Origin of the sequence: Streptococcus constellatus, from assembly GCF_902167705.1 — a bacterium.
GTDB classification, from domain to species: Bacteria; Bacillota; Bacilli; order Lactobacillales; family Streptococcaceae; genus Streptococcus; species Streptococcus constellatus_A.
On the sequence record NZ_CABHMZ010000003.1, the window covers coordinates 33,232 to 56,036 of the forward strand.

Annotated in this window: 20 protein-coding genes; 12 read left to right on the top strand and 8 right to left on the bottom strand. The window is 41.5% G+C overall.

Annotated elements, in window-relative coordinates; genetic code table 11:
- Positions 1–44: 44 nt before the first annotated feature.
- The 8 genes from FQ204_RS00430 (at position 45) to fni (ending at position 7,558) form a co-directional block, all read left to right on the top strand.
- On the top strand, positions 45–1,310 hold the full coding sequence (locus FQ204_RS00430) for a DUF308 domain-containing protein (RefSeq protein WP_144207206.1): 1,266 nt from the start codon (positions 45–47) through the stop codon (positions 1,308–1,310).
- 81 nt (positions 1,311–1,391) lie between these two features.
- Positions 1,392–2,129 (top strand): CppA N-terminal domain-containing protein, encoded by a 738-nt coding sequence (locus FQ204_RS00435; RefSeq protein ID WP_144207209.1) that lies wholly within the window; start codon positions 1,392–1,394, stop codon positions 2,127–2,129.
- The gene (locus FQ204_RS00440; protein WP_144207212.1) at positions 2,126–3,061 is read left to right on the top strand and encodes a serine hydrolase domain-containing protein; all 936 of its coding nucleotides are present in this window, start codon (positions 2,126–2,128) and stop codon (positions 3,059–3,061) included. The genes FQ204_RS00435 and FQ204_RS00440 overlap by 4 nt, the downstream gene beginning before the upstream one ends.
- Before the next feature lie 167 nt (positions 3,062–3,228).
- Positions 3,229–4,107, top strand: a complete 879-nt coding sequence (mvk, locus tag FQ204_RS00445) for a mevalonate kinase (RefSeq protein WP_144207215.1) — start codon at positions 3,229–3,231, stop codon at positions 4,105–4,107.
- On the top strand, positions 4,089–5,033 hold the full coding sequence (gene mvaD, locus FQ204_RS00450) for a diphosphomevalonate decarboxylase (RefSeq protein ID WP_144207219.1): 945 nt from the start codon (positions 4,089–4,091) through the stop codon (positions 5,031–5,033). The genes mvk and mvaD overlap by 19 nt, the downstream gene beginning before the upstream one ends.
- Positions 5,026–6,018: a phosphomevalonate kinase gene (locus FQ204_RS00455; protein ID WP_144207221.1), complete on the top strand. Its 993-nt coding sequence runs from the start codon at positions 5,026–5,028 to the stop codon at positions 6,016–6,018. The genes mvaD and FQ204_RS00455 overlap by 8 nt, the downstream gene beginning before the upstream one ends.
- On the top strand, positions 6,015–6,554 hold the full coding sequence (locus FQ204_RS00460) for a GNAT family N-acetyltransferase (protein ID WP_144207224.1): 540 nt from the start codon (positions 6,015–6,017) through the stop codon (positions 6,552–6,554). The genes FQ204_RS00455 and FQ204_RS00460 overlap by 4 nt, the downstream gene beginning before the upstream one ends.
- Positions 6,551–7,558, top strand: coding sequence for a type 2 isopentenyl-diphosphate Delta-isomerase (gene fni, locus FQ204_RS00465; RefSeq protein WP_144207227.1), 1,008 nt, complete (start codon positions 6,551–6,553; stop codon positions 7,556–7,558). The genes FQ204_RS00460 and fni overlap by 4 nt, the downstream gene beginning before the upstream one ends.
- A gap of 30 nt (positions 7,559–7,588) precedes the next feature.
- On the opposite strand, the gene FQ204_RS00470 is transcribed toward fni, so the two are convergent.
- The 5 genes from FQ204_RS00470 to pflB all read right to left on the bottom strand — a co-directional run bounded on the left by FQ204_RS00470 (position 7,589) and on the right by pflB (position 13,828).
- Positions 7,589–8,869 (bottom strand): hydroxymethylglutaryl-CoA reductase, degradative, encoded by a 1,281-nt coding sequence (locus FQ204_RS00470; RefSeq protein ID WP_144207230.1) that lies wholly within the window; start codon positions 8,867–8,869, stop codon positions 7,589–7,591.
- Between the two features lies 1 nt (position 8,870).
- Positions 8,871–10,043, bottom strand: coding sequence for a hydroxymethylglutaryl-CoA synthase (locus tag FQ204_RS00475; protein WP_144207233.1), 1,173 nt, complete (start codon positions 10,041–10,043; stop codon positions 8,871–8,873).
- 133 nt (positions 10,044–10,176) lie between these two features.
- Positions 10,177–10,626, bottom strand: coding sequence for a threonine/serine exporter family protein (locus tag FQ204_RS00480; RefSeq protein WP_144207236.1), 450 nt, complete (start codon positions 10,624–10,626; stop codon positions 10,177–10,179).
- A gap of 3 nt (positions 10,627–10,629) precedes the next feature.
- A complete protein-coding gene (locus FQ204_RS00485; RefSeq protein ID WP_144207238.1) occupies positions 10,630–11,412 on the bottom strand; it encodes a threonine/serine exporter family protein in 783 nt (260 codons plus the stop codon).
- Between the two features lie 100 nt (positions 11,413–11,512).
- Positions 11,513–13,828 carry a formate C-acetyltransferase gene (pflB, locus tag FQ204_RS00490; protein WP_144207241.1) on the bottom strand — a complete coding sequence of 772 codons (2,316 nt, stop codon included), beginning with the start codon at positions 13,826–13,828 and terminating at the stop codon, positions 11,513–11,515.
- A 250-nt stretch (positions 13,829–14,078) separates the two neighbouring features.
- Here pflB and dinB point away from each other — a divergent pair, with 250 nt between their 5' ends.
- The gene (gene dinB, locus FQ204_RS00495) at positions 14,079–15,146 is read left to right on the top strand and encodes a DNA polymerase IV (protein ID WP_144207244.1); all 1,068 of its coding nucleotides are present in this window, start codon (positions 14,079–14,081) and stop codon (positions 15,144–15,146) included.
- A gap of 35 nt (positions 15,147–15,181) precedes the next feature.
- Here the strand turns inward: dinB and FQ204_RS00500 are convergent, their stop codons facing one another.
- From FQ204_RS00500 to rnhC, 3 genes are all read right to left on the bottom strand, one after another.
- The gene (locus FQ204_RS00500) at positions 15,182–17,536 is read right to left on the bottom strand and encodes an ATP-dependent RecD-like DNA helicase (RefSeq protein WP_144207696.1); all 2,355 of its coding nucleotides are present in this window, start codon (positions 17,534–17,536) and stop codon (positions 15,182–15,184) included.
- Between the two features lie 383 nt (positions 17,537–17,919).
- A complete protein-coding gene (lepB, locus tag FQ204_RS00505) occupies positions 17,920–18,534 on the bottom strand; it encodes a signal peptidase I (protein WP_144207247.1) in 615 nt (204 codons plus the stop codon).
- A 3-nt stretch (positions 18,535–18,537) separates the two neighbouring features.
- On the bottom strand, positions 18,538–19,428 hold the full coding sequence (gene rnhC, locus FQ204_RS00510; RefSeq protein ID WP_144207250.1) for a ribonuclease HIII: 891 nt from the start codon (positions 19,426–19,428) through the stop codon (positions 18,538–18,540).
- 85 nt (positions 19,429–19,513) lie between these two features.
- Here rnhC and FQ204_RS00515 point away from each other — a divergent pair, with 85 nt between their 5' ends.
- From FQ204_RS00515 to FQ204_RS00525, 3 genes are read left to right on the top strand one after another with little or no spacing between them, the layout of a single operon-like run.
- On the top strand, positions 19,514–19,804 hold the full coding sequence (locus tag FQ204_RS00515; protein ID WP_144207253.1) for a hypothetical protein: 291 nt from the start codon (positions 19,514–19,516) through the stop codon (positions 19,802–19,804).
- Between the two features lie 11 nt (positions 19,805–19,815).
- Positions 19,816–20,364, top strand: coding sequence for a CvpA family protein (locus FQ204_RS00520; protein ID WP_144207257.1), 549 nt, complete (start codon positions 19,816–19,818; stop codon positions 20,362–20,364).
- Between the two features lie 60 nt (positions 20,365–20,424).
- Positions 20,425–22,755: an endonuclease MutS2 gene (locus FQ204_RS00525; protein WP_144207260.1), complete on the top strand. Its 2,331-nt coding sequence runs from the start codon at positions 20,425–20,427 to the stop codon at positions 22,753–22,755.
- Positions 22,756–22,805: the final 50 nt, after the last annotated feature.

Below are 22,805 nucleotides of genomic sequence, written 5' to 3' on the forward strand. Positions count from 1 at the left end.
AGCAATTTTTGTCCCACTCCCATCTTTTATTTGGGAGAGATGAGATGGAATTAGATAGATTAAGTGGCAGACGAACACTCGTATTCGGCATTTTGGCGATTCTTTTTGGCGCTATTATTATTGCAAACGGTGTTGATTTTACAAAATTTGCGTTTGATTTATTGGTCATTTATTTTTTATTTGTCGGGGTTATCAATCTTTTCTTTCGTTTCTTAGTGAAGAAGAATCGCATTAGTCTTGGTTCGGCTCTTTTTCACGTTCTTGTCGGACTGATTGTTGGCTTTCTCAACCGTGTCAGCAATTTGCCAGTCAATATTGTCATTATTATATTAGGCTGCTATCAGTTGTGTACAGCGGCAGTCTATGGCATTACTTATCTTCTTTACCGTCAAAATAAGCTAAAAGGCGGTTTCCGTTATCTTTTTGATACCTTGCTTTATGGCGGGATTGGACTGACAACGGTATTTTCTCCTAGCACGGACGGTAGAATGCAATTTTTAATTGTCGGTATTTATCTAATATTATTAGGCTTTTCCAATGTTCGCGATGGTGCTTTTTTCAATACAGATTTGGAACAAAAGCAGCTTCGGCGCCGTATTCGGATCAACCTGCCTGTCATTATCGCTGCCTTTTTCCCAGCAGAGCAACTGAATCGTTTTAATCGTTTTTTGCAGGGTGAAAAACGAGAACACCAAAAGGTTTACAGCCGTATTCTAGATGAACAAAAGCCAGTTGACTTAGAAGTGCTGATTCATACATCAGATCAAAACCTTTTTGGGATGATTGGTCACGTTGATATTTGCTATCAAGGAAAAGTTATTTCTTATGGCAGTTATGATGTCTTTTCAGAGCGCTTGTTTGGCACGATCGGAGACGGTGTTTTGTTTAAAGTGGATAAAGATGCTTATATTGACTTGTGCAAAGAAGAAAGCAAAAAAACCTTGTTTGGCTATGGTTTGTCTCTGACTGATGAACAGAAGCGCGCTGTGGAGAAGCGATTGGCTGAGATTGATGAGTTGCTGGAAGTCTGGAATCCACCAGCAGATTTGAAAGACGATGAACATACATATGCTTATAAATTGAAGCATGAATTGGGAGCTCATTTATATAAATTTAAAACCAGCCGTTTTAAAACCTATTTTATCCTGTCCACCAATTGCTGCTTGCTTGCGGATAGTATTATCGGACAGGCTGGAACAGCTATCTTAGATATGCGTGGGATTATTGCTCCGGGAACGTATCAATCTTACCTACAATACGAATTTGAGTCGGCAAATGAGCTGGTAGTGGCACAAAATATTTATCAGTAATATTATAATTTTTTCTATTTTTATATAAATATTTGTAAAATACACAAAAATTATTTAAAATAGAAAAGCTTGGAGGAATTTATGCGTTCAACAAATAAAATTGTAAATACGATACCAGTATTAAAAATCAATAATCGAAAAAATAATCTTGTATTTTATTGCCAAACTTTGGGAATGAGAGACTTGTTGGAAGAAGGAGCTTTCGTCAGTCTTGGAGACCAGACAAAAGTCGAAAAACTGCAACTAGAAGAGTCACCTAGCATGCGTACTCGCAAAGTTGTAGGGGCAAAGAAGCTGGCTAAAATCATTATCAAAGTAGCCAATCCGCGAGAAATTGAAGCCCTTTTAGCGCGTGGAAACAAGGTAGATTATCTTTATCAAGGTGATAATGGCTATGCTTTTGAAGCAACTTCACCAGAAGGAGATAGATTTTTGCTGCATAGCGAGGAAGACTGGACGACCTTGCAGAGAGTGATGATTGCACCAGCATTTTCGCCGCTAGAGGATTTTGCTGGGCTCAGTCAATTTACCATCGAGCAAATTCAGATTAGCGTGCCAGATGAAATGATGGCAAATTTCTATCATGCTTGGCTGGAGGATCAATCAGTATTAGCTTTTCAAGAGGCAAGCGGAGCAGATTTATTGACAGAGAGTTCTCAGACTTGGGACTTGGCAATGATTAAATTTACAGTTGAGCAATTTGATGTGGAAGCCTTGCGCGATTTATTTCAAGGAAGAGAAAATTTTGTACCTAAATCGGGCAAATTTTTCTTAACCAAAGATGAGAGTCAAATTGAAGTTTGGATTGAAGCTGTATGAGTTTGGATAAGATTCTCTCAAAAGTCAAACAGCAGATAACACAGCAAATCTATCCTGGAGCTAGCTTAGCTTTGTATACTCAGGGAAAATGGCAAGAATATTACTTTGGTGAGAGCAATCCTGAGCGTAGTGAGAAAAGTCGAGCAGGACTGGTCTATGACTTAGCAAGCGTCAGTAAGGTTGTGGGTGTCGGAACGATTTTGGCTTTTCTATTCCATGAGAAAAAACTCGATTTAGACGCGCCTCTGACACAATATTATCCAGCTTTCCATGATGACTCTGTTACGGTAGGTCAGCTAGCTACTCACACATCAGGACTCGATCCCTTTATTCTCAATCGAGATGCGCTCAATGCAGCAGAATTGACGGATGCTTTGAATCATTTGACGGTACTAGACGACAAGAGTTTTCGTTATACAGATGTGAATTTTTTGTTGCTGGGTTTTATGTTGGAAGAAATCTTTGGTCAATCTCTGAATGGCTTATTTGAACAGAAAGTCTTTCAGCCTTGGGGCATGAAAGAAACAGTTTTTGGTCCCGTCGTACAAGCTGTTCCAACCGTTCGTGGTGTAAAAGCAGGGATTGTACATGATCCGAAAGCGCATGTATTGGGCAGACACGCAGGTAGTGCGGGCTTGTTTTCCACCGTTAAGGATTTAGAAACTTTTTTGGAGCATTATTTACAGGATGAGTTTGCAGCAGCCTTGACGCAAAATTTTTCAAAAGAAGCTGGTAAGATGCGTAGCCTTGCTTGGGATTTAGATGAAGAATGGTTGCAGCATACAGGCTATACAGGAACATTCATTATGTTTAACCGTTCACAGCAGAAAGCAGTCATTTTCCTTTCTAATCGGACGTATGAGAAAGACGAACGTGTGCAGTGGATTTTAGACCGCAATGAACTCATGGATTTGATAAAACAAGAACTGTAAAATAAAAATAGTGAGGGTAAGAGCTGGGTTTCCTGCTCTTACCCTCACTGTTTTAAGGATTGAAATACAATAGTTTGGAATGTAAAAGGAATTGACTACTAACAATCGCTTTTTTCTATGAATTATATTAAAATAATAGATGAAGTATTGTGATGTAGAGAGAGAATATGACAAAAAAAATAGGTGTCGGTCGGGCACATAGTAAGATTATTCTAATAGGAGAGCATGCCGTTGTGTATGGATATCCTGCTTTAGCCTTACCTTTAACTAATATCGAAGTGACTTGTCGCATTTTGCCGTCAGATCATGCCTGGGTCTTGTACGAGGAAGATACCCTTTCTATGGCGGTTTTTGCTTCTTTGGAATTTTTGGGAGTGAAAGAGGCTTACATTCGCTGTGAGATTGAGTCAATGGTGCCTGAAAAGCGCGGAATGGGCTCTTCTGCTGCAGTGAGTATTGCTGCGATTCGAGCTGTTTTTGATTACTATGAGCAGGATTTGGATAGGGAAACTCTGGAAATTTTAGCCAATCGGGCAGAGATGATTGCTCACATGAATCCGAGTGGTTTGGACGCTAAGACTTGCTTGAGTGATCATGCTATTAAATTTATTAAAAATGTTGGTTTTTCAGAGTTTGAGACGAATCTTGGAGCTTATCTTTTGATTGCAGACACAGGGATTTATGGGCATACGCGCGAGGCGATTCAAAAAGTTGAGAGCCTTGGGAAAAGAGCTTTGCCACATCTTCATCAGCTTGGCAAATTGACCAATGAAGTTGAAGCAGCTTTGAAGATAAAAGATTTGGCAGCGATTGGTGTTGCTATGTCAGAAGCTCACCTCAGCTTGAAAAATTTAGGTGTCAGTTGCTCGGAAGCGGATAAACTTGTTGCCGTAGCACAAGAAAATGGAGCACTTGGAGCGAAAATGAGTGGTGGTGGTCTAGGTGGCTGCATTATTGCTCTGGTGGCTAACAAAGAAAAAGCTATTCGGCTATCTCAGTTATTGAGGGAGAAAGGAGCGGTAAACACATGGATCGAAAGTCTGTAAAGGTGCGGTCTTATGCCAATATTGCCATTATCAAATATTGGGGGAAGAAAGATACTGTCAAGATCATTCCTGCAACGAGCAGTATTTCTTTGACCTTGGAAAATATGTACACAGAAACAACCCTATCTAGCTTACCAGCGAGTGCCCAGTCAGATGAATTTTACATCAATGGTGTTCTGCAAGATCAAACCGAACATAAAAAAATGAGCAATATTGTAGATCGTTTTCGTCCTCACGGAGCTGGTTTTGTACGAATTGATACCAACAATAATATGCCAACAGCAGCAGGGCTCTCATCTAGTTCGAGCGGTTTGTCTGCGCTCGTTAAGGCTTGTAATGACTTTTTTGAATTGCACTTGTCCACAAAAGAACTGGCACAAAAGGCAAAGTTAGCTTCTGGATCTTCTTCACGGAGTTTTTATGGACCGATTGCGGCTTGGGACAAAGATAGCGGAGAGATTTATCCAGTGAAGACAGATTTGAAATTAGCCATGATAATGCTGGTTTTGTATGATCAGAAAAAGCCGATTTCAAGTCGTGAGGGAATGAAACGCTGTGCAGAAACGTCCACGACATTTGATGATTGGGTGAAGCAGTCAGAAGAAGATTACAAAGCCATGCTGACTTATTTGTCTAACAATGATTTTACCAAGGTAGGAGAATTAACGGAAAAAAATGCGCTTGCCATGCACGCCACCACTAAGACAGCAACACCAGCTTTTTCTTATTTGACCGAAAAAAGCTATGAAGCAATGGACTTCATCAAACAATTACGCAGCCAGGGAGAGCATTGCTATTTCACGATGGACGCGGGACCGAATGTAAAAGTGCTGTGTTTGGAAGAAGATTTGGAGCATTTGGTGCCGATATTTGCAGCAAAATATCGCCTCATTGTCTCTAAAACGAAGGAATTGCCAGATGACTAAAACAGTAAGAACATGTGGGAAATTGTATTTGGCAGGGGAATATTCTGTATTGACGACCGGTCAAGGCGCGATTCTGAAAAATATTTCAATCTACATGACTGGGGAAATTCATTTTTCTGAATGTTACCAGCTGTTTTCAGATATGTTTGACCATGCTGTGGATTTGACACCTGATGATGACTATCATCTGATTCAAGACACGGTTGCCGTCATGGACGAGTTTTTGCAAAGTCGATCCATTTCACTGCGTCCCTTTTCCTTAACCATTACTGGAAAAATGGAGCGAGATGGGAAAAAATTTGGTCTTGGCTCTAGTGGGAGTGTCGTAGTTTTAACCATACGAGCAATAACAGCCTTGTATGGTCTGGCGTTATCTGCTGATGAAACCTTTAAGCTGGCAGCTTATGTCCTTCTTAAACGTGGGGATAATGGCTCCATGGGAGATGTGGCGTGTATCGCTTATGAAGATTTGATTTATTACCAATCTTTTGACCGTCAAAAAATAGCAGAGCAGATCAATGAGTCGCCCTTAAAACAGGTAATAGCTCAAGATTGGGGATATGTCATTCGGAGGATTCAACCGCAACTTACGTTTGACTTTCTTGTAGGCTGGACAAAAGAACCAGCTATTTCTAGAGATCTCATCAATCAGGTCACCTCAGCTATTTCATCCAGCTTTTTAGCGCAAACGCAAGAAGACGTTCTTCGACTGGAGAAGGCGTTGCTTGCTGGTGAGAAAGAAATTCTTAAGGAAAGTTTAGAAAAAGTTAGCCACCTATTGATGGAACTTAGCCCTGCTATTTATAATGAAAAACTGAGAGCTTTAAAAAGAGCCAGTCAAGGATTGGACTGTGTGGCAAAGAGCAGCGGTGCTGGCGGTGGCGACTGTGGCATAGCGCTGTCTTTTGATTCGCAAGCCAGTGAAATCTTAGTGGAGCGTTGGCAGGTAGCCGGAATTGAATTGTTGTATCGGGAGAAGTTATGAACGATTTAAACTTAGTAAAACCATCAGGAAATTATTTATCAGAAATTGCTGCTTACAAGTCTGAATTTGTAGTGGCTGGTGAACATTTATACGGTGGTGCACGTTTAGAGACCATGAGAAATCTCTCGGAATGGTTGACTTATGTAGCTGATATTACAAGTGAAGTAGGCGTGTCAGAAGGACGTGTTCCCTCTTCAACTTTTCTTTGTATTCGTCAATCAGATCAGAGGATGGTAGGTATCTGCAATATCCGACACAATCTTTCACAACCGTTCTTAATGAATTGTGCGGGTCATATTGGCTATTCTATTCGTCCTAGCGAGCGTCGTAAGGGTTACGCGAAAGAACAACTGCATTTAGCGCTGTTTGAAGCAGGTAAACTTGGAATTACTAAGGCATTGGTTACTTGTGATGAGACAAATATCGGCTCTGAAAAGACGATTCTATCCAATGGTGGTATTTATGAAAACACTTATCAGGATATTAATGATGGCAGCCGAACAAAACGATTTTGGATTGAGGTAACCGAGAAATGACTAATCGCAAAGATGAGCACATAAAATATGCTTTGGAGCAAACTTCTGGTTACAACAGTTTTGACGACATGGAGCTTATTCATTGCTCGCTTCCTAAGTATGATTTGGACGAGATTGATCTGAGGACGCATTTTGCAGGCAGAGATTGGGAATTTCCGTTTTACATCAATGCTATGACAGGTGGAAGTGAGAAAGGAAAAGACATCAATCAGCGCTTGGCACAAGTGGCAGAAGCCTGCGGTATTCTTTTTGTCACAGGATCTTACAGCGCTGCCTTGAATAACCCAACAGATGACTCTTATACTGTCAGCCAAGGCAAGCCCAACCTGCTCCTTGCAACGAATATTGGAGTGGATAAGCCGTATTCCCTAGGTCAGCAGGCAATTACAGACCTTCACCCTCTTTTTTTACAAGTGCATGTCAATCTCATGCAAGAATTGCTCATGCCAGAAGGAGAACGCTCCTTTAAAACTTGGCGAGCACATTTAAAAGATTATGCTGAGAAAAGCATAGTTCCAGTGGTGTTGAAAGAAGTTGGCTTTGGTATGGATTTAGATACGATTCAGACAGCTTATGACCTCGGTATTCGAACGGTTGATCTTTCTGGTCGTGGCGGAACGAGCTTCGCCTATATTGAAAACAGGCGTGGCGGAAATCGAGACTATCTCAATGATTGGGGACAATCTACGCTCCAATCCTTACTGAATGCTCAGCCGATGCTGGATAAAATGGAACTTCTTGTGAGTGGCGGAGTGCGTCAGCCTCTTGACATGGTTAAGGCTTTTGTGTTAGGCGCTAAGGCTGTTGGACTTTCACGCACCATGCTAGAATTGATTGAGATATATTCGGTAGCGGAAGTCATCTCTATTGTCAATGGCTGGAAAGAAGATTTGCGCTTGATCATGTGTGCGCTTGGTTGCCAAAATTTATCGGAATTAAGACAAGTACCGTATCTTTTGTATGGTCGTTTGAGAGAAGCACAAGATCAAATAAAAAGAATCTGATAAGTTAAAAACTTATCAGATTCTTTTTGGCTATGATTTTTGACGAATGTCTTCTAAGATTTCTTGCGCTCTTTTGAGACTAAAATTTTTCTCGGAAATAAGTTGAGAAACGAGAGGAGCGATTTCTGTATCTTTAGCTCCTGCTAAAAGAGCGAGAGACTTAGCTTGCAACTTCATGTGACCGTGCTGGATGCCGGTACTGACCAGGGCTTTCAGAGCCGAAAAATTTTGTGCTAAGCCGATAGATGCAATGATACTAGCTAACTTTTTGGCAGTTGGTTGTTTTAGCAAATCAAAGCTAACTTCTACTGTAGGGTTGAGCCCAATGGAGCCCCCTTTTGTAGCAATGGGAAGAGGAAGCGTAATCTCTCCGCAGAGCGTTTGAGTGGCTTCCTTGATTGACCAAGTAGTCAATCCTTGATAGGAACCATTTCTACTAGCATAGGCATGCGCGCCTGCTTCAATTGCCCGCCAATCATTTCCTGTTGCCAGCACAACAGCGTCAATTCCATTGAAAATGCCTTTGTTGTGGGTGCTGGCACGATAAGGATCTTGTTTGGCGAATTGGCTTGCCAGCACGATTTTCTTAGCAATGTCAATGGCTTCTGATTTATTTCGACTGAGAAAACGAAGATCAATTTCACAGGTAGCAGTTACCAAGGCTTCTGTCGCATAATTTGATAGAATTGCCATCAAGCTTTTACCACCAGATAACTCTTCTAATGGTGGTTTCAACGCTTCTAGCATAGTATTGAGGATATTGGCCCCCATAGCTTCTTGGGTGTCAACTGTTAGATAAACGACTAAAAATTCAGTTTCGCCATTCAGCCATTCTACACGTAAATCGCGCGCACCGCCTCCACGGTTGACAATCGACGGATGGGCTTGATTGGCCAGTTCTAGCAACTCTTGCTTGTGGTTTTGGATATTTTTTATAGCTGTTTCAATATTTGCAACTTGATAAAGAGCCACCTGTCCAATCATTTGACGATTGTGAATAGCCGTTTTGAAGCCCCCAGAACGTTTAATCATTTTTGCTGCAAAGCTAGCAGCCGCAACGACAGAGGGTTCTTCTGTTGCGAAAGGAACTTGATAAACTTGCCCGTCTACCATGACGTCAGGAACGAAAGCGTAAGGGAGGGCAAAGGTTCCGATGACATTTTCGCTCATTTGGTCGGCTGTCGAAAGAGGAAGTGTGTGGTTGTGCTCAAGGTTTATTTGATTGTCTTCGTTTAGCAGGTGATAATCTTGCAAAGTCTTTAACCGTTCTTGCAACGATTTTTTGGAAAAACCCGTCCAACTTATTTTCATATTATTTTTCCACCTTGATATATCTGCGTTGATGCTCAACAATTTCTGCTAAAGCAAAGTCTTGATTTTCATAGCCCGTAAAGCTAGCCGATCCATTTTCATCCAGACTTGCTTCTTCAAAAAATATTTTCTCATAATCTGGAATGCTTAAAGGCGTGCGCTTATTGAGTATTTCCATACGATTGGCTTTGAGTTGTTGGTTAAAACCTGCTACGAGCTGGCCACTAAAGATTTCTGAGACAGCTCCACTTCCATAGCTAAAGAGCGCAATTCGATCGCCTGCTTTAAGAGTCCTGCTATTTTCAAGCAGGGAAAGGAGCCCCAAAAAGAGGGAGCCTGTGTAGATATTCCCTACCTTTTGGCTGTAAAGAATGGATTGCTCGAAATTCGCTTGTAGTTGCTCTTGCTGCTCAATTGGCAAACTCTTATCCATAATCTTTTTCATCCCCTTTAAAGCTAATTTAGGATAAGGTAAATGGAAACAAACTGCTGCAAAATCTTTTAGGGACACTTGATTGCGTTTTTGGTACTCCGCCCAAGTTGTTTTTAGACTGTCTAAATACTGTTGCGTAGAATACATGCCATTGACAAACGGCGTTGTCGAATAATTTGGTCGCCAAAAGTCCATAATATCTCGTGTTTGAGCAACATTATCTTCATTAAAAATGAGAATCCGTGGGTTGCTTGTGATGAGCATAGCCACTGCTCCAGCTCCTTGTGTTGGCTCTCCCGGTGTCTCAATACCGTATTTGGCAATATCACTTGCAATGACCAACACCTTTGAGCTAGGGTGTTTTTCGACATGCAACTTCGCATAATCCAGTGCGGCAGTGGCGCTATAGCAAGCCTCTTTCATTTCAAAACTGCGTGCAAATGGCTGAATTCCGAGCAGACCATGAACAAAAACAGCAGAGGCCTTGCTTTGGTCAATCCCAGATTCGCTGGCTACAATCACCATGTCAATAGCTTGCTTATCTTCTTCGGTCAAAATAGACTCTGCAGCACTTGCTCCCATGGTTACAATATCCTCTGTGATAGGGGCAATACTGATTTCTTTTAGTAAAAGCCCCTTGCTTAGTTTTTCTGGATCAATGTTGCGTGCTGCTGCTAAATTTTCTAATTTTAATACGTAATTGGCTGTCGCAAAGCCAATTTTATCAATTCCAATGTTCATCATTACCTCTATATATTTTTCGGTTTGATATCAAACTTATTCTATTCCATTTTATCATAATTAAGGTGGAAACTGAGAAAAAAGCCTTCTTGCGAAAAGAAGGACTTTGGACGTTTTTAGTAGTTGTGTTGAATTATGAAGAACGATGCTTTTGCAGATAATGGTAGAGTCTGAGTACCATCGTACCACTTGCCATTCCAATTGAAATGACCAAGGCCAAAATCAGCACCAGTGTAGCATTGACCATAGCATGGCTATAATTTCCAGTAACAAAAAAGGCGGTTGTACGATAGGAAAGGTAGCCCGGAACCAGAGGAGCCAAAATAGCCAAGATAAAGACGACCGCAGGCGTTTTATAGAGAATACTCAACACTTGACTAATGCAAGACCCGATAATGGCTGCAATGAACGTAGCAATGATGACATTTGTCGGACCTTTTAGCACATAATACAATAACCAGATAAACATTCCAAGAACTCCTCCTGGAATGAGCATGCTTTTTTGAACATTTAAAACGATTAAGAACATCACAATTGCAAGAAAACTTGCTGCAGCTTGTAGTAAGACAGTCAATGGATTCACCTTTTATTTCATTAGGACGAGAGCTACGGAAGTGCCAGCTCCGAGTGCCAGAGTAATTAACAGCGTTTCAAAGATTTTGCTCATACCAGAGTTGAGATGATTGGTCATCAAATCACGTACAGCATTGGTTAGAGCAATACCGGGAACAAAAGGCATGACAGCACCAGCGATGATCAGGTCAGCACTGGAAGGAAAGCCAGAATAGCGTGCCCAGATTTGTGCCAGCAGTCCAAAAACGAAAGCACCGGCAAAAGCTGTGACAAAAGGGATGCGCACATATTTATTGACGGAAAGAGAGAAGGCAAAGCCAAAGAAGGTCGCAAGAGCAGCTCCGATTGCGTCATAGAGATTTCCACCAAACATGATAGAGAAAAAAGGAGCACTAATAGTAGCAGCTAGTATTAGTTGCTTGTTTGTGTAAGGCGTTTTTTTCTTTTTTAGCTGAGTTAATTTCTCAAACGCTTCTTCAAGAGTGATGTCTCCACTAACAAGCTCACGAGATACTTGATTGACATCACACACTTTTTCAATATTATAATTTGAATGAGTGATACGTTTCATTCGCGAAATATTGGTGTTTTCAATTGAAAAGAAAATGGCAACTGGCATTGCGAGAGCATTACAGTCTATAATCCCTTGAGAATGGGCAATCCGAATCATCGTATCTTCTACCCGATAAATCTCAGAGCCACTCTGAAGCAAAAGCGTACCTGCTAACATCAAGACATCAACAGCTAGATTAAATTGAACTTCCCTTTCCAAATCTAAAGCTTTTTTCTCCACCATTTTTACACCCTTTTCTTTTAACTAACAATAAGTCTATTATAGCATAAAAAAGAAGAAAACCAGCTGGAAATACCAACTGGTTTTTGAGAATAAAGTTGAATTAGCTAAGGGCGTCATCCATTGAGAGAACTTCGTGGAAGACACGTTGAGTCAATTCAGTTTTTTGTTCTGGTGTGAGGTATTTGGTATTTACACAGTAACCTGAGATACGAACGATAACGTCTTCGCCATTCATAATCTTGTCATAGACATCTTTCAAGTCCATAACGTTCAAGTTGACGTGTTGACCACCATTTTCAAAGTAACCGTCAAGAATTGTTACCAAGTTATCCACTTGTTCTTCACGAGTTTTACCAAGAGCACGAGGTGAAACTTGTGTAGTAAGAGAGATACCGTCTGCTGCATAACTAAAGTCAAGGCTAGCTAGTGAATTGAGGTTTTGCAACCAACCACCGCGAGCTTTGTTAGATGGGTTAGCACCTGGTGAGAAGAATTCCAATTTAGACAAGTTCACGCTACCGTCTTCGTTGAGGTAAACACCTTTGTGAACTGGGGAGTTACCAGTTTGTTTAGAGTAAGCAACGTTAGATGTGATAGTAAGAAGAGATACAGTTGCTTCAGCGTTCTTGTAAAGTTTGTGGCTGCGAAGACGAGTAGTGTACGCTTCGATCAACCATTCAGCCAATTCGTTTGAACGAGGATCATCTTCACCCCAGCGTGGATAGTCGCCAGTAGTTTCGTAGTCGTAGATATAGCCATTTTCATCACGGATTGGTTTAACCGTTGCATATTTAATAGCTGACAAAGTATCAACCGTGTTGGCAAATCCACAGATACCAAATCCCATGTTAGCACGTTGATGAGTTGGCAAGAAGGCCATTTGAACAGCTTCGTAGTTGTACTTGTCTGTCATGTAGTGAATGATGTTCAATGCATCTACGTAAGTATCTGTCAACCAATCAAGTGATTTTTCAAAGTTAGCTTTAACAGTATCAAAGTCAAGCACTTCATCACGAATAGGGTCGATGTCAAATACTTTGTAATCTTTGTGAACATCATCGTAACCGCCATTCAGACCAGTCAAAAGAGCTTTCAAGACATTTACACGAGCACCGAAGTATTGGATGTTGTGGCGTTGTTCTTCATTTTCTGGGTCAAGCGGAGACACACAGCATGAGATACAGCTCATTTCACCGTAACCATCTTTAGCCATTGTAGTCACACCTTCATACTGGATAGAAGAGTGTTTGTGGCTCATGTGCATGCAGTAGTGGCGGAATGAGTAAGGAAGTTTGTCAGTCCAGAGAACAGTTAAGTTTGGCTCTGGTGAGTTACCGATATTGTCAAGTGTGTTCAAGAAACGGTAATCCATCTTCGTAACACGGTGACGACCGTCATTTCCCATACCTGCCATAGAAGTTGTGATGAAGGTTGGGTCACCTGAGTACAGTTGGTCATATGCTTTTGTACGAGCAAATTTTACAGTACGAAGTTTCAAGACAAAGTCATCAACGAATTCTTGGATTTCGCTTTCAGTATAAGTACCGCGAGCTAAGTCACGTTCTGCAAATACGTCAAGGACGATTGGCACACGACCAAGTGAAGTTGCAGCTCCGTTAATAACGCGGCAGACAGCCATGAAGGCAATGTTCACCCATTGGATAGCTTCTTTTGTATCATAAGCTGGACGACGAACATCTACTCCATAAAGATCACCCAATTTTACTACTTCACCAAGGGCTTGGTATTGAAGATTGATTTCTTCGCGGAGGCGGATTGTTTCTTCGTCAATTTCAGTCAAAGCGTTCCAGTCGTTCACTTTTTCAGCCATGAGGTAATCAGCCCCGTAAAGTGCAAGACGTGCGTAAACACCGATGATACGTCCACGTGAGTAAGCATCTGGAAGACCAGTTACAGTGTGAGCATGACGAGCACGACGGATATTTGAAGTGTAGGCACGGAAAATACCGTCATTAACAGTTGTTACATATTTAGTAAAGATTTCATGAACAGCTGGGTCTGGTTCGTATCCGTTTTCTTTCAAAGTTGTTTCAGCCATTCGGATACCACCTTTTGGCATGAAGTTGAGTTTGAAGAGTTCGTCATTTTGGATACCGTAAATGAGTTCGTTATCTTTATCAATGTAACCAGCTGGAATGCCTGCAATAGATGTTGGACGTGTATCCATTGGGAAGCGTGTTGCTTCATAGTGTGCTTTTGTTTCTTCTACGATTTTTTTGATGTGAAGAGAGCGTTCCGTTGGACCAGCTAAGAAGCTTTCGTCTCCATCATAAGGAGTGTAGTTTGCTTGAACAAAACGAGAAATGCTAGCTTTTTCTTTCCAATCTTCACCTTTGAAGCCTTCCCAAGCTTTGTCAAAAATATCTTGTGCTTCGACAACAGTTTTAACAACCATGTTTTTTCCTCTTTTTTCTTTCTAGTAACAGTCCATCTGTTACACCTTATATGAAAATTATATCATACAGTAACCGTTTACACAAAGCATTTCTATGGAATTTTAACTTTTTCTTTTATAATACAGTTTGAAAAATAAGAAATAATTGTATTATATTTTTGAAAAATCATGCTGTTTTCAAATATTTTGGGAAAAATGATAAAAATTGTATAATGGAAGAAAGAAAAGAGTCAAGAAAGGAGTTGTATTGATGTTAATTTTTCCTTTAATCAATGATACGTCTCGGAAAATCATTCACATTGATATGGATGCCTTTTTTGCCTCCGTAGAAGAAAGAGACAACCCAGCACTAAAAGGCAAGCCTGTCATCATCGGAGCTGACCCTCGCTTGACAGGTGGACGAGGTGTTGTTTCGACTTGCAATTATGAGGCGCGAAAGTTTGGCGTGCATTCAGCAATGAGTTCCAAAGAGGCTTATGAGCGCTGTCCGCAGGCGGTTTTCATTTCGGGAAATTATGAGAAATATCAGGCGGTCAGCCAGCAAATTCGAGCCATTTTTAAACGATATACAGATGTGATTGAGCCTATCAGTATTGACGAAGCCTATCTGGATGTGACCAAAAATAAGTTAGGTATGAAATCTGCTGTCAAGATAGCCAAGTTAATCCAGCACGACATATGGATAGAGCTTCATTTGACCAGTTCTGCTGGCGTTTCCTACAATAAGTTTTTAGCCAAAATGGCTAGTGACTATGAAAAACCTCACGGTTTGACGGTTGTTTTGCCCGAAGAAGCAGAAGCTTTTCTCTCTCAAATGGATGTGGCCAAGTTTTACGGTGTTGGGAAAAAGACGGTAGAAAAACTGCATGATATGGGCGTTTATACGGGAGCAGATTTGTTAGAAATTCCTGAGATGACCTTGATTGATTTGTTCGGTCGGTTTGGTTTTGACCTTTATCGCAAGGCAAGAGGAATTAGTAATTCACCAGTGAAAGTCAACCGTATTCGTAAGTCTATCGGTAAAGAAAGAACTTATGGGAAGTTGCTCTATAGCGAAGACGACATAAAAAAAGAGCTAACGCTTTTGTCGCAAAAGGTTGCTCTCAGTTTAAAAAAACATGGAAAGTCTGGAAAGACGATTGTTTTGAAGATTCGTTATGCAGATTTTTCGACATTGACAAAGAGACGTAGTTTGGTGACTAGGACGCAAGATGCAGAGCAGATTGAGCGCGTTGCACATGAGATTTATGATAGTTTAGATGAGCAAGCAAGAGGTGTACGCCTTTTAGGCGTGACAGTGACTGGGTTTGGAGTGTAGAAAGTTTGGAAGGGGGAATTCCAAACTTTTTTAGATCATTCTCCAAAAACGTTCTGAATATCTTCATCTGTTATTCCAATCATAGGGTTGATTTTCAAGAAATTTTCCTTAGTCAAGACATAGTTTTCCACAGTTGTTTCCAAATTATCCACAGAAGTGTGTATAACTTTTTCTTTGTTGAGAAGGTCTGAAAAGCGCTGGAGGAGATAGGTTCTGCGTGCTGTGCCGGTGTTTTTAACAGCAAAGGAAAAGGCAGACTTTTCCCCAAGAAGAATCAATCTGCTCTTGGCACGGGTGATAGCAGTATAGACGAGATTACGTTGCAGCATGCGGTGGCTGCTGGACGTAATCGGTAAAATGACTACAGGAAATTCACTGCCTTGCGATTTGTGGATACTCATAGCGTATGCCAGACGAATTTTATACCATTCGCTGCGTTGATAAACAATCTCATTGCCGTCAAAGTTGATAGTCAATTCGTCCTGCTTAGAGTCCGTATATTTTGCTGGCAGCAAATCGGTGATATAGCCCAAGTCACCGTTGAACACATTGCTTTCCGCATCATTGACCAGATGAATGACCTTGTCGCCTTGTCGGTATTGGCAATCCGTTGCTTCAAAGACGAGTTGTTCTTTTTCGGCAGGGTTGATTAGGTTTTGCATGAGCTGGTTGATGTGGTCAATTCCAGCTTGTCCACGGTACATAGGCGCAAGCACCTGCACATCTTGAGCTGGAATGCCACTGCGGATAGCAGCCTCCACGATGCGCTCAATCATCTGTGGAATATGCTCGCTGCGTGCTTCAAAATAAGAGCGGTCGGCTTTTTTCTCAGTGAAGTCAGTTGGCAGGATGCCTTTTTGAATCTGACTGGCTAAGGTGACGATAGTGGAATCTTGGCTTTGTCGATAAATTTTTTCTAATTTGGTCTGTGGAAGAAGAGGGATTTTCAGTAAATCTGCCAGCACTTGTCCAGGGCTGACAGAAGGCAGCTGATCGGCATCTCCGACAATGAGAAGTTTGCTATTGGAAGAGATATTGCTGAGGAGTTGATTGGCTAACCATGTATCAACCATTGAAAATTCATCGACAATAATAAAGTCTGCGTCCAAATAATCGTCTAAATGGCTGGTGTCATCGTCTCCTGTCATGCCTAAATGCCGATGAATCGTCGCGCTTGGAAGTCCTGTTAATTCATTCATGCGCCTGGCAGCACGCCCAGTCGGAGCTGCTAGAAGAATAGGCAAATCTTGAGATTTACGCAAATCCAACCCATTCAGCAGAGCGTAAACAGCAATAATGCCGTTGATAACAGTCGTTTTTCCTGTTCCAGGACCGCCTGTTAAGATGAAAATTTTGTGCTGGATAGCATCGCAAATGGCTTGTCTCTGGATAGCATCATAAGAAATAGCAAATTCTTCCTCAATGTGAGCAAGAGCAGCTTCGATTTTTTCCGGTTCAAATCTGTTTTGCTTTCCTTTTTCTAAAATGCGCAAGAGACTGCTGCGAATCCCTTCTTCAGCAAAAAAGAGGCTGTTCTCAAAAATCTTCGTATCGATATTTTGAACTTTATCTTCTTCAATCAAATGCGCCAGCTCATCTGCAACAGAACTGGGGTCTAGTTCGATTTGGCGGGAGCTTTCGAGAAGTTCAATCGTATGTTCCAGAAGCTCTTTTGCTTCAAGATAGGTGTCACCTTTTTCCATAGATTGAGTGAGGAGCGTGTGGAGCAGTCCAGCACGAAAACGCTCTGGAGCAGTGCTTTCAATTCCTAAGCTTTGCGCTAGCTGGTCGGCAATTTTAAACCCAACCCCTTGGATATCTTCTACTAATTGATAAGGGGATTGTTCGACAATTTCGAGAGTTTCTTCCTTGTAAAAATCTTGAATCTGAAAGGCAAGCTTGTTCGGAATACCGTATTCAGATAGCTTGGCAAGGATTCTCTCGGTTCCGTAATTTTGTTTTAGTTTTGTGAGAAAGGCTTCACGGTTTTTAGCAGAAAGACCTGCAATATCTTTTAATTTTTCTGGCTCTGCTAAGAGTTTATCAATCGTGTTGTCACCGTAGAGGTCCACGATTTTTTGCGCTGTTTTTATACCGATTCCTTTAAAATGGTCGCTTGAAAAATATTTGACTAAGCCTTTGCTGGTTGGCTTTGCACGCTCATAGCGTGTTATTTTGAGCTGTTCACCATATTTAGGGTGTTGCACGAGATTTCCCCAAAAAGTATAGTCTTCGCCCTCCATAATATCTGCCATGGTACCCGTGACAATAATTTCAAAATCATCAAAATCTGCATCGGTGTCGTCAATATCTAACAGCAGAATCCGAAAGAAACTGCTGGGATTTTCAAAAATAATGCGTTCAATGGTGCCTGAAAAGTAAAATTTCATCATCTTCCTGTATCAATGTTAAAAGAATGGGAGTGGGACAGAACTAAAAATCGAAAATTTTTAGTTCGTAGTCCCACCCCCGCAAGGGTGCTTAAACAGTTATCAAGCTGTTTAAGGTTGCAGATGAAGAAAACGAAGTTTTCGTCAAAAGTGCTCTTCCGAGCTTGAAAAGCGAATAGCTTTGATACTTGCTTCGCAAGTTTTATCTGCCACCTCAAAGCAGTGCTTTGAGCAATCACGGTGGTTTGCTGTGCAAGGCTGATTTCCCGCCTTCAACAATTCACTGAATTGTTGAAGCTGCGTTATTCGTTTATTCCTAAATCTGATAGAAGCTGGAATACTTCTTGCCCAGCTCCAACGAATCAAAATAAACTTGTTTGGGATTAGAAAGTGCCGATTCTATTCAAAGGCCAGAAACGGAATTTTGCTTCGCCCTGCAATTGATTGGCTTTAAATGTTCCCACCTGACGGCTGTCTTTTGAAACAAGACGGTCATCTCCTAGAAGCAGGTATTCGTCTTTTGGAACTTCAATGGTAAAGCTAGTGTTCCCATTTGCGTCCTGCGTAAAGGCTTGAGCTTTATCTGCTAAAGACTGAAAGAAACTATTATAGGAATAGGTTGCCTGCAATTTATCTTCTTTGAATTTTGCTAGATAGTTTTTAAGGTAAGGCTCGTTGGTCTTTTTGCCGTTTACATATAACTGGTCATTTTCGTAGCGGATCGTATCTCCAGGCAGACCGATAACGCGCTTGACTATTTGCTTGGTTTTTCCATCTTCGTCTTTTTCACTTGCGACGACAATGTCAAAGCGATTGACAGGGAGGTGCTTGACAACAAATAGATATTCTCCGTTGGCTAAGGTTGGATCCATTGAATGCCCGTCTACCTTGACAGGAACCCAAAGAAAAGCGCGTGATAAGAATAAAACAGCCATAAAGAGGATAAAAAATCCCCATTCTTTCATAAATTTTGAAAAATTACTTGTACTTGCTTGCATAACTTACCTTTCTAGAAGTTTCTTTGCTTTTTCAGTATTTTTAAAATGCAGTTTTGCACTAGCTTCTAAACTCTTCATACCATAGGCTTGAAGAAGCTGACTTGCGACTTTATCGGACTTTGCTCCTGCTCCGCTAGGCAATTCATAGCCGAGCTCTTGACTTAAATTTTCAAGATTTTCTAAAAACAAGTCACGGGCAATCATGGAACTGACTGCTACTGCTAAGTATTTCCCTTCCGCTTTTTCCTCTAGTGTAATAGGATTTGAAAAGCGATTGCTTTCCTGCTGGAGATATTTTTGATAATTTTTGTCACTTGTGAAGGCATCAATAACAATTTTTTCTGGCTGTACTCCCGTTTGCAAGAGCAGATAAATGGCTTGATTGTGAAGAGCAACCTTGACAGATACCGCATTGTAGCCAGAAGCAATAACTTGGTTGTATTTTTTCGGAGACAATAGCAGAGCTTGGTGTTGAATTTTTTCTTTCAACAGAGGAACGATTTGCCTGATTTTTGGGTCTGTAAGAGTTTTAGAATCTCCAACTCCCAGCTTTCGTAAAAAATCATGCTGCTCTGGTGTCACAAAAGAAGCCACAACAGCAAGCCCGCCAAAATAAGAGCCATTTCCGACTTCGTCTGTCCCAATAAGAGGACAATTCTGCCAATGAGATGTCGTTTTTTCTTTGGACGCTTGATAGCCAAAAAATTCTGCTGCCTGCTTGGCTTTTTCTCCTTGAAAGAGGACATTTCCTGAAGTGTAGACGGAGACAGTCACCTTGTCAAGCTTAAAAAGATAGCGAATGTAGGGATTTTTACTAGCGACAAGCTGTGCCTGATAGTAGGCAACAAAATCTTGAATTTGTCTCTCACTGGGTTGCAAGGTAATACTTTCCATATTGTTATTGTACCATAAAAGTTATAAATTTCTTTAAAAACTGACAAAATCGCTTCCTTTTGGTATAATATTTTGAGGTGATTTTATGACAAACTTAAATCGATACAAATTTACTTTCGGAAAGAAGAGTGTAACCTTAACAACAGAACACGATAATTTATTCATGGAAGAAGTTGAAAAGGTTGCGACAGAAAAATATCACGCAATTAAAGAGAAGATGCCTGCGGCAGATGATGAAACATTAGCTATTTTGCTGGCAGTCAATAGTTTAGCGACGCAATTGTCACGTGAGATTGAGTTCGATGACAAGGAGCAAGAGCTGGAAGATCTTCGTAAAAAAGTGCTAGAAGCCAACAAGCAAAAGGTTAGTGAGTAAGAGGGACTGGTATGATTTCATTAGTGATTTTGCTGATTTTGGCTTGGAGTTTTTATATTGGTTATTCACGTGGGATTGTTTTGCAAGCTTATTATACCGTTTCGGCGGTTGTTTCAGCTATTATTGCGGGGCAACTGTACCAATCTCTAGGTGAACAAATCAATCTTTTAGTTCCCTACGCCAGTGCACAGGAAGGGACATTTACCTATTTCTTTCCCAGCAGCCAATTGTTCCAGTTGGACAAGGTTTTTTATGCCGGTCTGGCTTATCTAGTCATTTACACGATTGTTTATAGCATAGCCCGTTTTATTGGGATTTTTATCCACTTGGTTCCGAATAAACAAGCCAACGAGCGTTGGTACAACGTCGCTAGCGGTGCTTTGGCTGTTTGTGTCACTTTATTTGAAATTCAAATGCTGCTGACCGTTTTGGCAACGATTCCCTTACCAGTTGTTCAAAATCATCTCAATGCCAGTGGTTTAGCTCGATTTATCATTAGTCACACACCGATTACTTCAGGAATGTTGAAACAACTCTGGGTGAATAAAATCATCGGATAAATACAAAGACTCAGTTGGTGGTGCTAGCTGAGTTTCTTTTTCATCAGGAAAGATAAGAATATGAATAGAAAAATTTTAGAAACGTTAGAATTTGGGAAAATCAAGGCGCTCTTTGAACCCTATCTTCTGACAGAACAAGGGCGCTTGGAATTGCAGCAACTGTTCCCGTCCAATAAACAGGAAAGGCTGGAAACAGCATTCTTAGAAATGACAGACATGCAGCAGATTTTTGTACAGCGTCCGCATTTCAGTCTGGCTGCGACCCAAGACATTACGGGCTTGATCAAGCGTTTGGAGCTGGAAGGCGACTTAAACATTGAAGAATTTCTCGCTCTGAAGCGGGTTCTGGCTGTCACGCAAGAATTGACTGATTTTTATGAGGATTTGGAAAATGTTGAGCTGCAAAGATTGAACCAGATTTTTGAAAATCTGGTTCCTTTTCCGAGCCTGCAAGGAGCGCTGCAAGCGATCAATGAAGGCGGATTTGTTGAAAGTTTTGCTAGTGATACTTTGGCTCGCATTCGCCGGAAAATTCAAGAAAATGAAGTTCAAGTGAGAGATATTTTGCAAGACATTCTCAAAACCAAGGGCGATATGCTAGCAGATCAAGTAGTAGCCAGTCGAAATGGTCGCAATGTTTTGCCGGTCAAAAATACATTCCGCCATCGTATCTCAGGCGTGGTGCATGATATTTCTGCTAGTGGAAACACGGTGTATATTGAGCCACGGGCGGTGGTCAATCTCAATGAAGAAATCACCAATGCACGGGCAGATGAGCGCTATGAGATTTTGCGGGTTTTGCAAGAGTTATCAGAGCGCATTCGTCCGCATGCTGCCGAAATTGCCAATAATGCTTGGATTATCGGACATCTGGACTTTGTTCGAGCTAAGGTGCGCTTTATGCAGGAGAGAGGCGCGGTAGTACCCAAGTTGTCTGATTGTCAGGATATTCGGCTGCTCCATGTTGCTCATCCTCTGATAGAGAATGCAGTAGCCAATGACTTGTACTTTGTGGCGGATTTGACTGAGATTGTCATTACGGGTCCGAATACAGGCGGAAAGACGATTATGCTCAAGACCTTAGGCTTGGCTCAGCTCATGGCACAGTCTGGTCTGCCTATTTTGGCAGATGAAGGGAGTCGAGTGGGGATTTTTGACCAAATCTTTGCGGACATCGGAGACGAGCAATCTATTGAGCAGAGTTTGTCGACTTTCTCCAGCCACATGACGAACATTGTTTCTATTTTAGAGCAGGCTGATGAGAATGCTTTGGTGCTTTTGGACGAGCTGGGAGCAGGAACTGACCCTCAGGAAGGAGCAGCTCTTGCTATGGCAATTCTTGAGGACTTGCGACTACGACAGGTCAAAACAATGGCAACGACCCACTATCCAGAGCTCAAAGCCTATGGGATTGAAACGGCAGGCGTACAAAATGCCAGCATGGAATTTGATACAGAGAGCCTAAGACCAACTTATCGTTTTATGCAGGGAGTGCCGGGGCGTTCCAATGCTTTTGAGATTGCAAGGCGCCTAGGTCTGTCTGATAGAGTGGTCAAGGATGCTCAAGAATTGACCGACACGGATAGTGATGTCAATCGCGTTATTGAGCGCTTGGAAGAACAGACGTTGGAAAGTCGCAAGCGATTGGATAATATCCGAGAAGTGGAGCAAGAAAATCTTAAATTTAACCGCACCCTTAAAAAACTCTACAATGAGTTCAATCGGGAAAAAGAAACTGAGCTAAATAAGGCAAGGCTGGAAGCACAGGAAATCATTGATGTGGCGCTGACCGAGAGTGATACGATTCTCAAAAATCTACATGCTAAGTCCAGTCTCAAACCACACGAAATTATTGAAGCCAAAAGCCAGCTGAAAAAATTGGCTCCTGAAACAGTGGATTTGTCACAGAATAAAGTGTTGAAACAAGCCAAAAAAGCACGGAAACCAAAGGTGGGAGACGATATTCTGGTGATTAGCTACGGTCAGAGAGGCACGCTTGTCAATCAGCTCAAAGACGGTCGCTGGGAAGCACAGGTTGGACTCATCAAGATGACCTTAGAGGAAGCAGAGTTTAACTTGCTCAAAGCTGAAAAAGAACAGCCCAAGAAAAAGCAGGTCAATGTAGTGAAACGGACGACAACAAGCGGACCAAGAGCCAGATTGGACTTACGAGGCAAGCGCTACGAAGAAGCCATGCAAGAGCTGGACGCCTTTATCGACCAAGCCCTGCTCAACAATATGGCACAGGTAGACATTATCCACGGAATCGGGACGGGCGTCATTCGCGAAGGCGTCACCAAATATCTCCGCCGCAATAAACATGTCAAGAGTTTCGGCTATGCACCGCAAAATGCTGGTGGCAGCGGAGCAACGATTGTGGTGTTTAAGTAATGCAGAGTTGGTGAACAAAGCAAAACTGTTTAGAATAAAAAAGAAAGATT

Coding starts and splice junctions, on each gene's coding strand:
- fni (WP_144207227.1), top strand. CDS start 6,551: ATGACTAATCGCAAAGATGAGCACATAAAATATGCTTTGGAGCAAACT.
- mvaD (WP_144207219.1), top strand. CDS start 4,089: ATGGATCGAAAGTCTGTAAAGGTGCGGTCTTATGCCAATATTGCCATT.
- FQ204_RS00500 (WP_144207696.1), bottom strand. CDS start 17,536: ATGAAATTTTACTTTTCAGGCACCATTGAACGCATTATTTTTGAAAAT.
- FQ204_RS00525 (WP_144207260.1), top strand. CDS start 20,425: ATGAATAGAAAAATTTTAGAAACGTTAGAATTTGGGAAAATCAAGGCG.
- FQ204_RS00485 (WP_144207238.1), bottom strand. CDS start 11,412: ATGGTGGAGAAAAAAGCTTTAGATTTGGAAAGGGAAGTTCAATTTAAT.
- mvk (WP_144207215.1), top strand. CDS start 3,229: ATGACAAAAAAAATAGGTGTCGGTCGGGCACATAGTAAGATTATTCTA.
- lepB (WP_144207247.1), bottom strand. CDS start 18,534: ATGCAAGCAAGTACAAGTAATTTTTCAAAATTTATGAAAGAATGGGGA.
- FQ204_RS00470 (WP_144207230.1), bottom strand. CDS start 8,869: ATGAAAATAAGTTGGACGGGTTTTTCCAAAAAATCGTTGCAAGAACGG.
- FQ204_RS00515 (WP_144207253.1), top strand. CDS start 19,514: ATGACAAACTTAAATCGATACAAATTTACTTTCGGAAAGAAGAGTGTA.
- FQ204_RS00520 (WP_144207257.1), top strand. CDS start 19,816: ATGATTTCATTAGTGATTTTGCTGATTTTGGCTTGGAGTTTTTATATT.
- FQ204_RS00430 (WP_144207206.1), top strand. CDS start 45: ATGGAATTAGATAGATTAAGTGGCAGACGAACACTCGTATTCGGCATT.
- FQ204_RS00440 (WP_144207212.1), top strand. CDS start 2,126: ATGAGTTTGGATAAGATTCTCTCAAAAGTCAAACAGCAGATAACACAG.
- FQ204_RS00435 (WP_144207209.1), top strand. CDS start 1,392: ATGCGTTCAACAAATAAAATTGTAAATACGATACCAGTATTAAAAATC.
- FQ204_RS00475 (WP_144207233.1), bottom strand. CDS start 10,043: ATGAACATTGGAATTGATAAAATTGGCTTTGCGACAGCCAATTACGTA.
- pflB (WP_144207241.1), bottom strand. CDS start 13,828: ATGGTTGTTAAAACTGTTGTCGAAGCACAAGATATTTTTGACAAAGCT.
- FQ204_RS00460 (WP_144207224.1), top strand. CDS start 6,015: ATGAACGATTTAAACTTAGTAAAACCATCAGGAAATTATTTATCAGAA.
- rnhC (WP_144207250.1), bottom strand. CDS start 19,428: ATGGAAAGTATTACCTTGCAACCCAGTGAGAGACAAATTCAAGATTTT.
- FQ204_RS00455 (WP_144207221.1), top strand. CDS start 5,026: ATGACTAAAACAGTAAGAACATGTGGGAAATTGTATTTGGCAGGGGAA.
- dinB (WP_144207244.1), top strand. CDS start 14,079: ATGTTAATTTTTCCTTTAATCAATGATACGTCTCGGAAAATCATTCAC.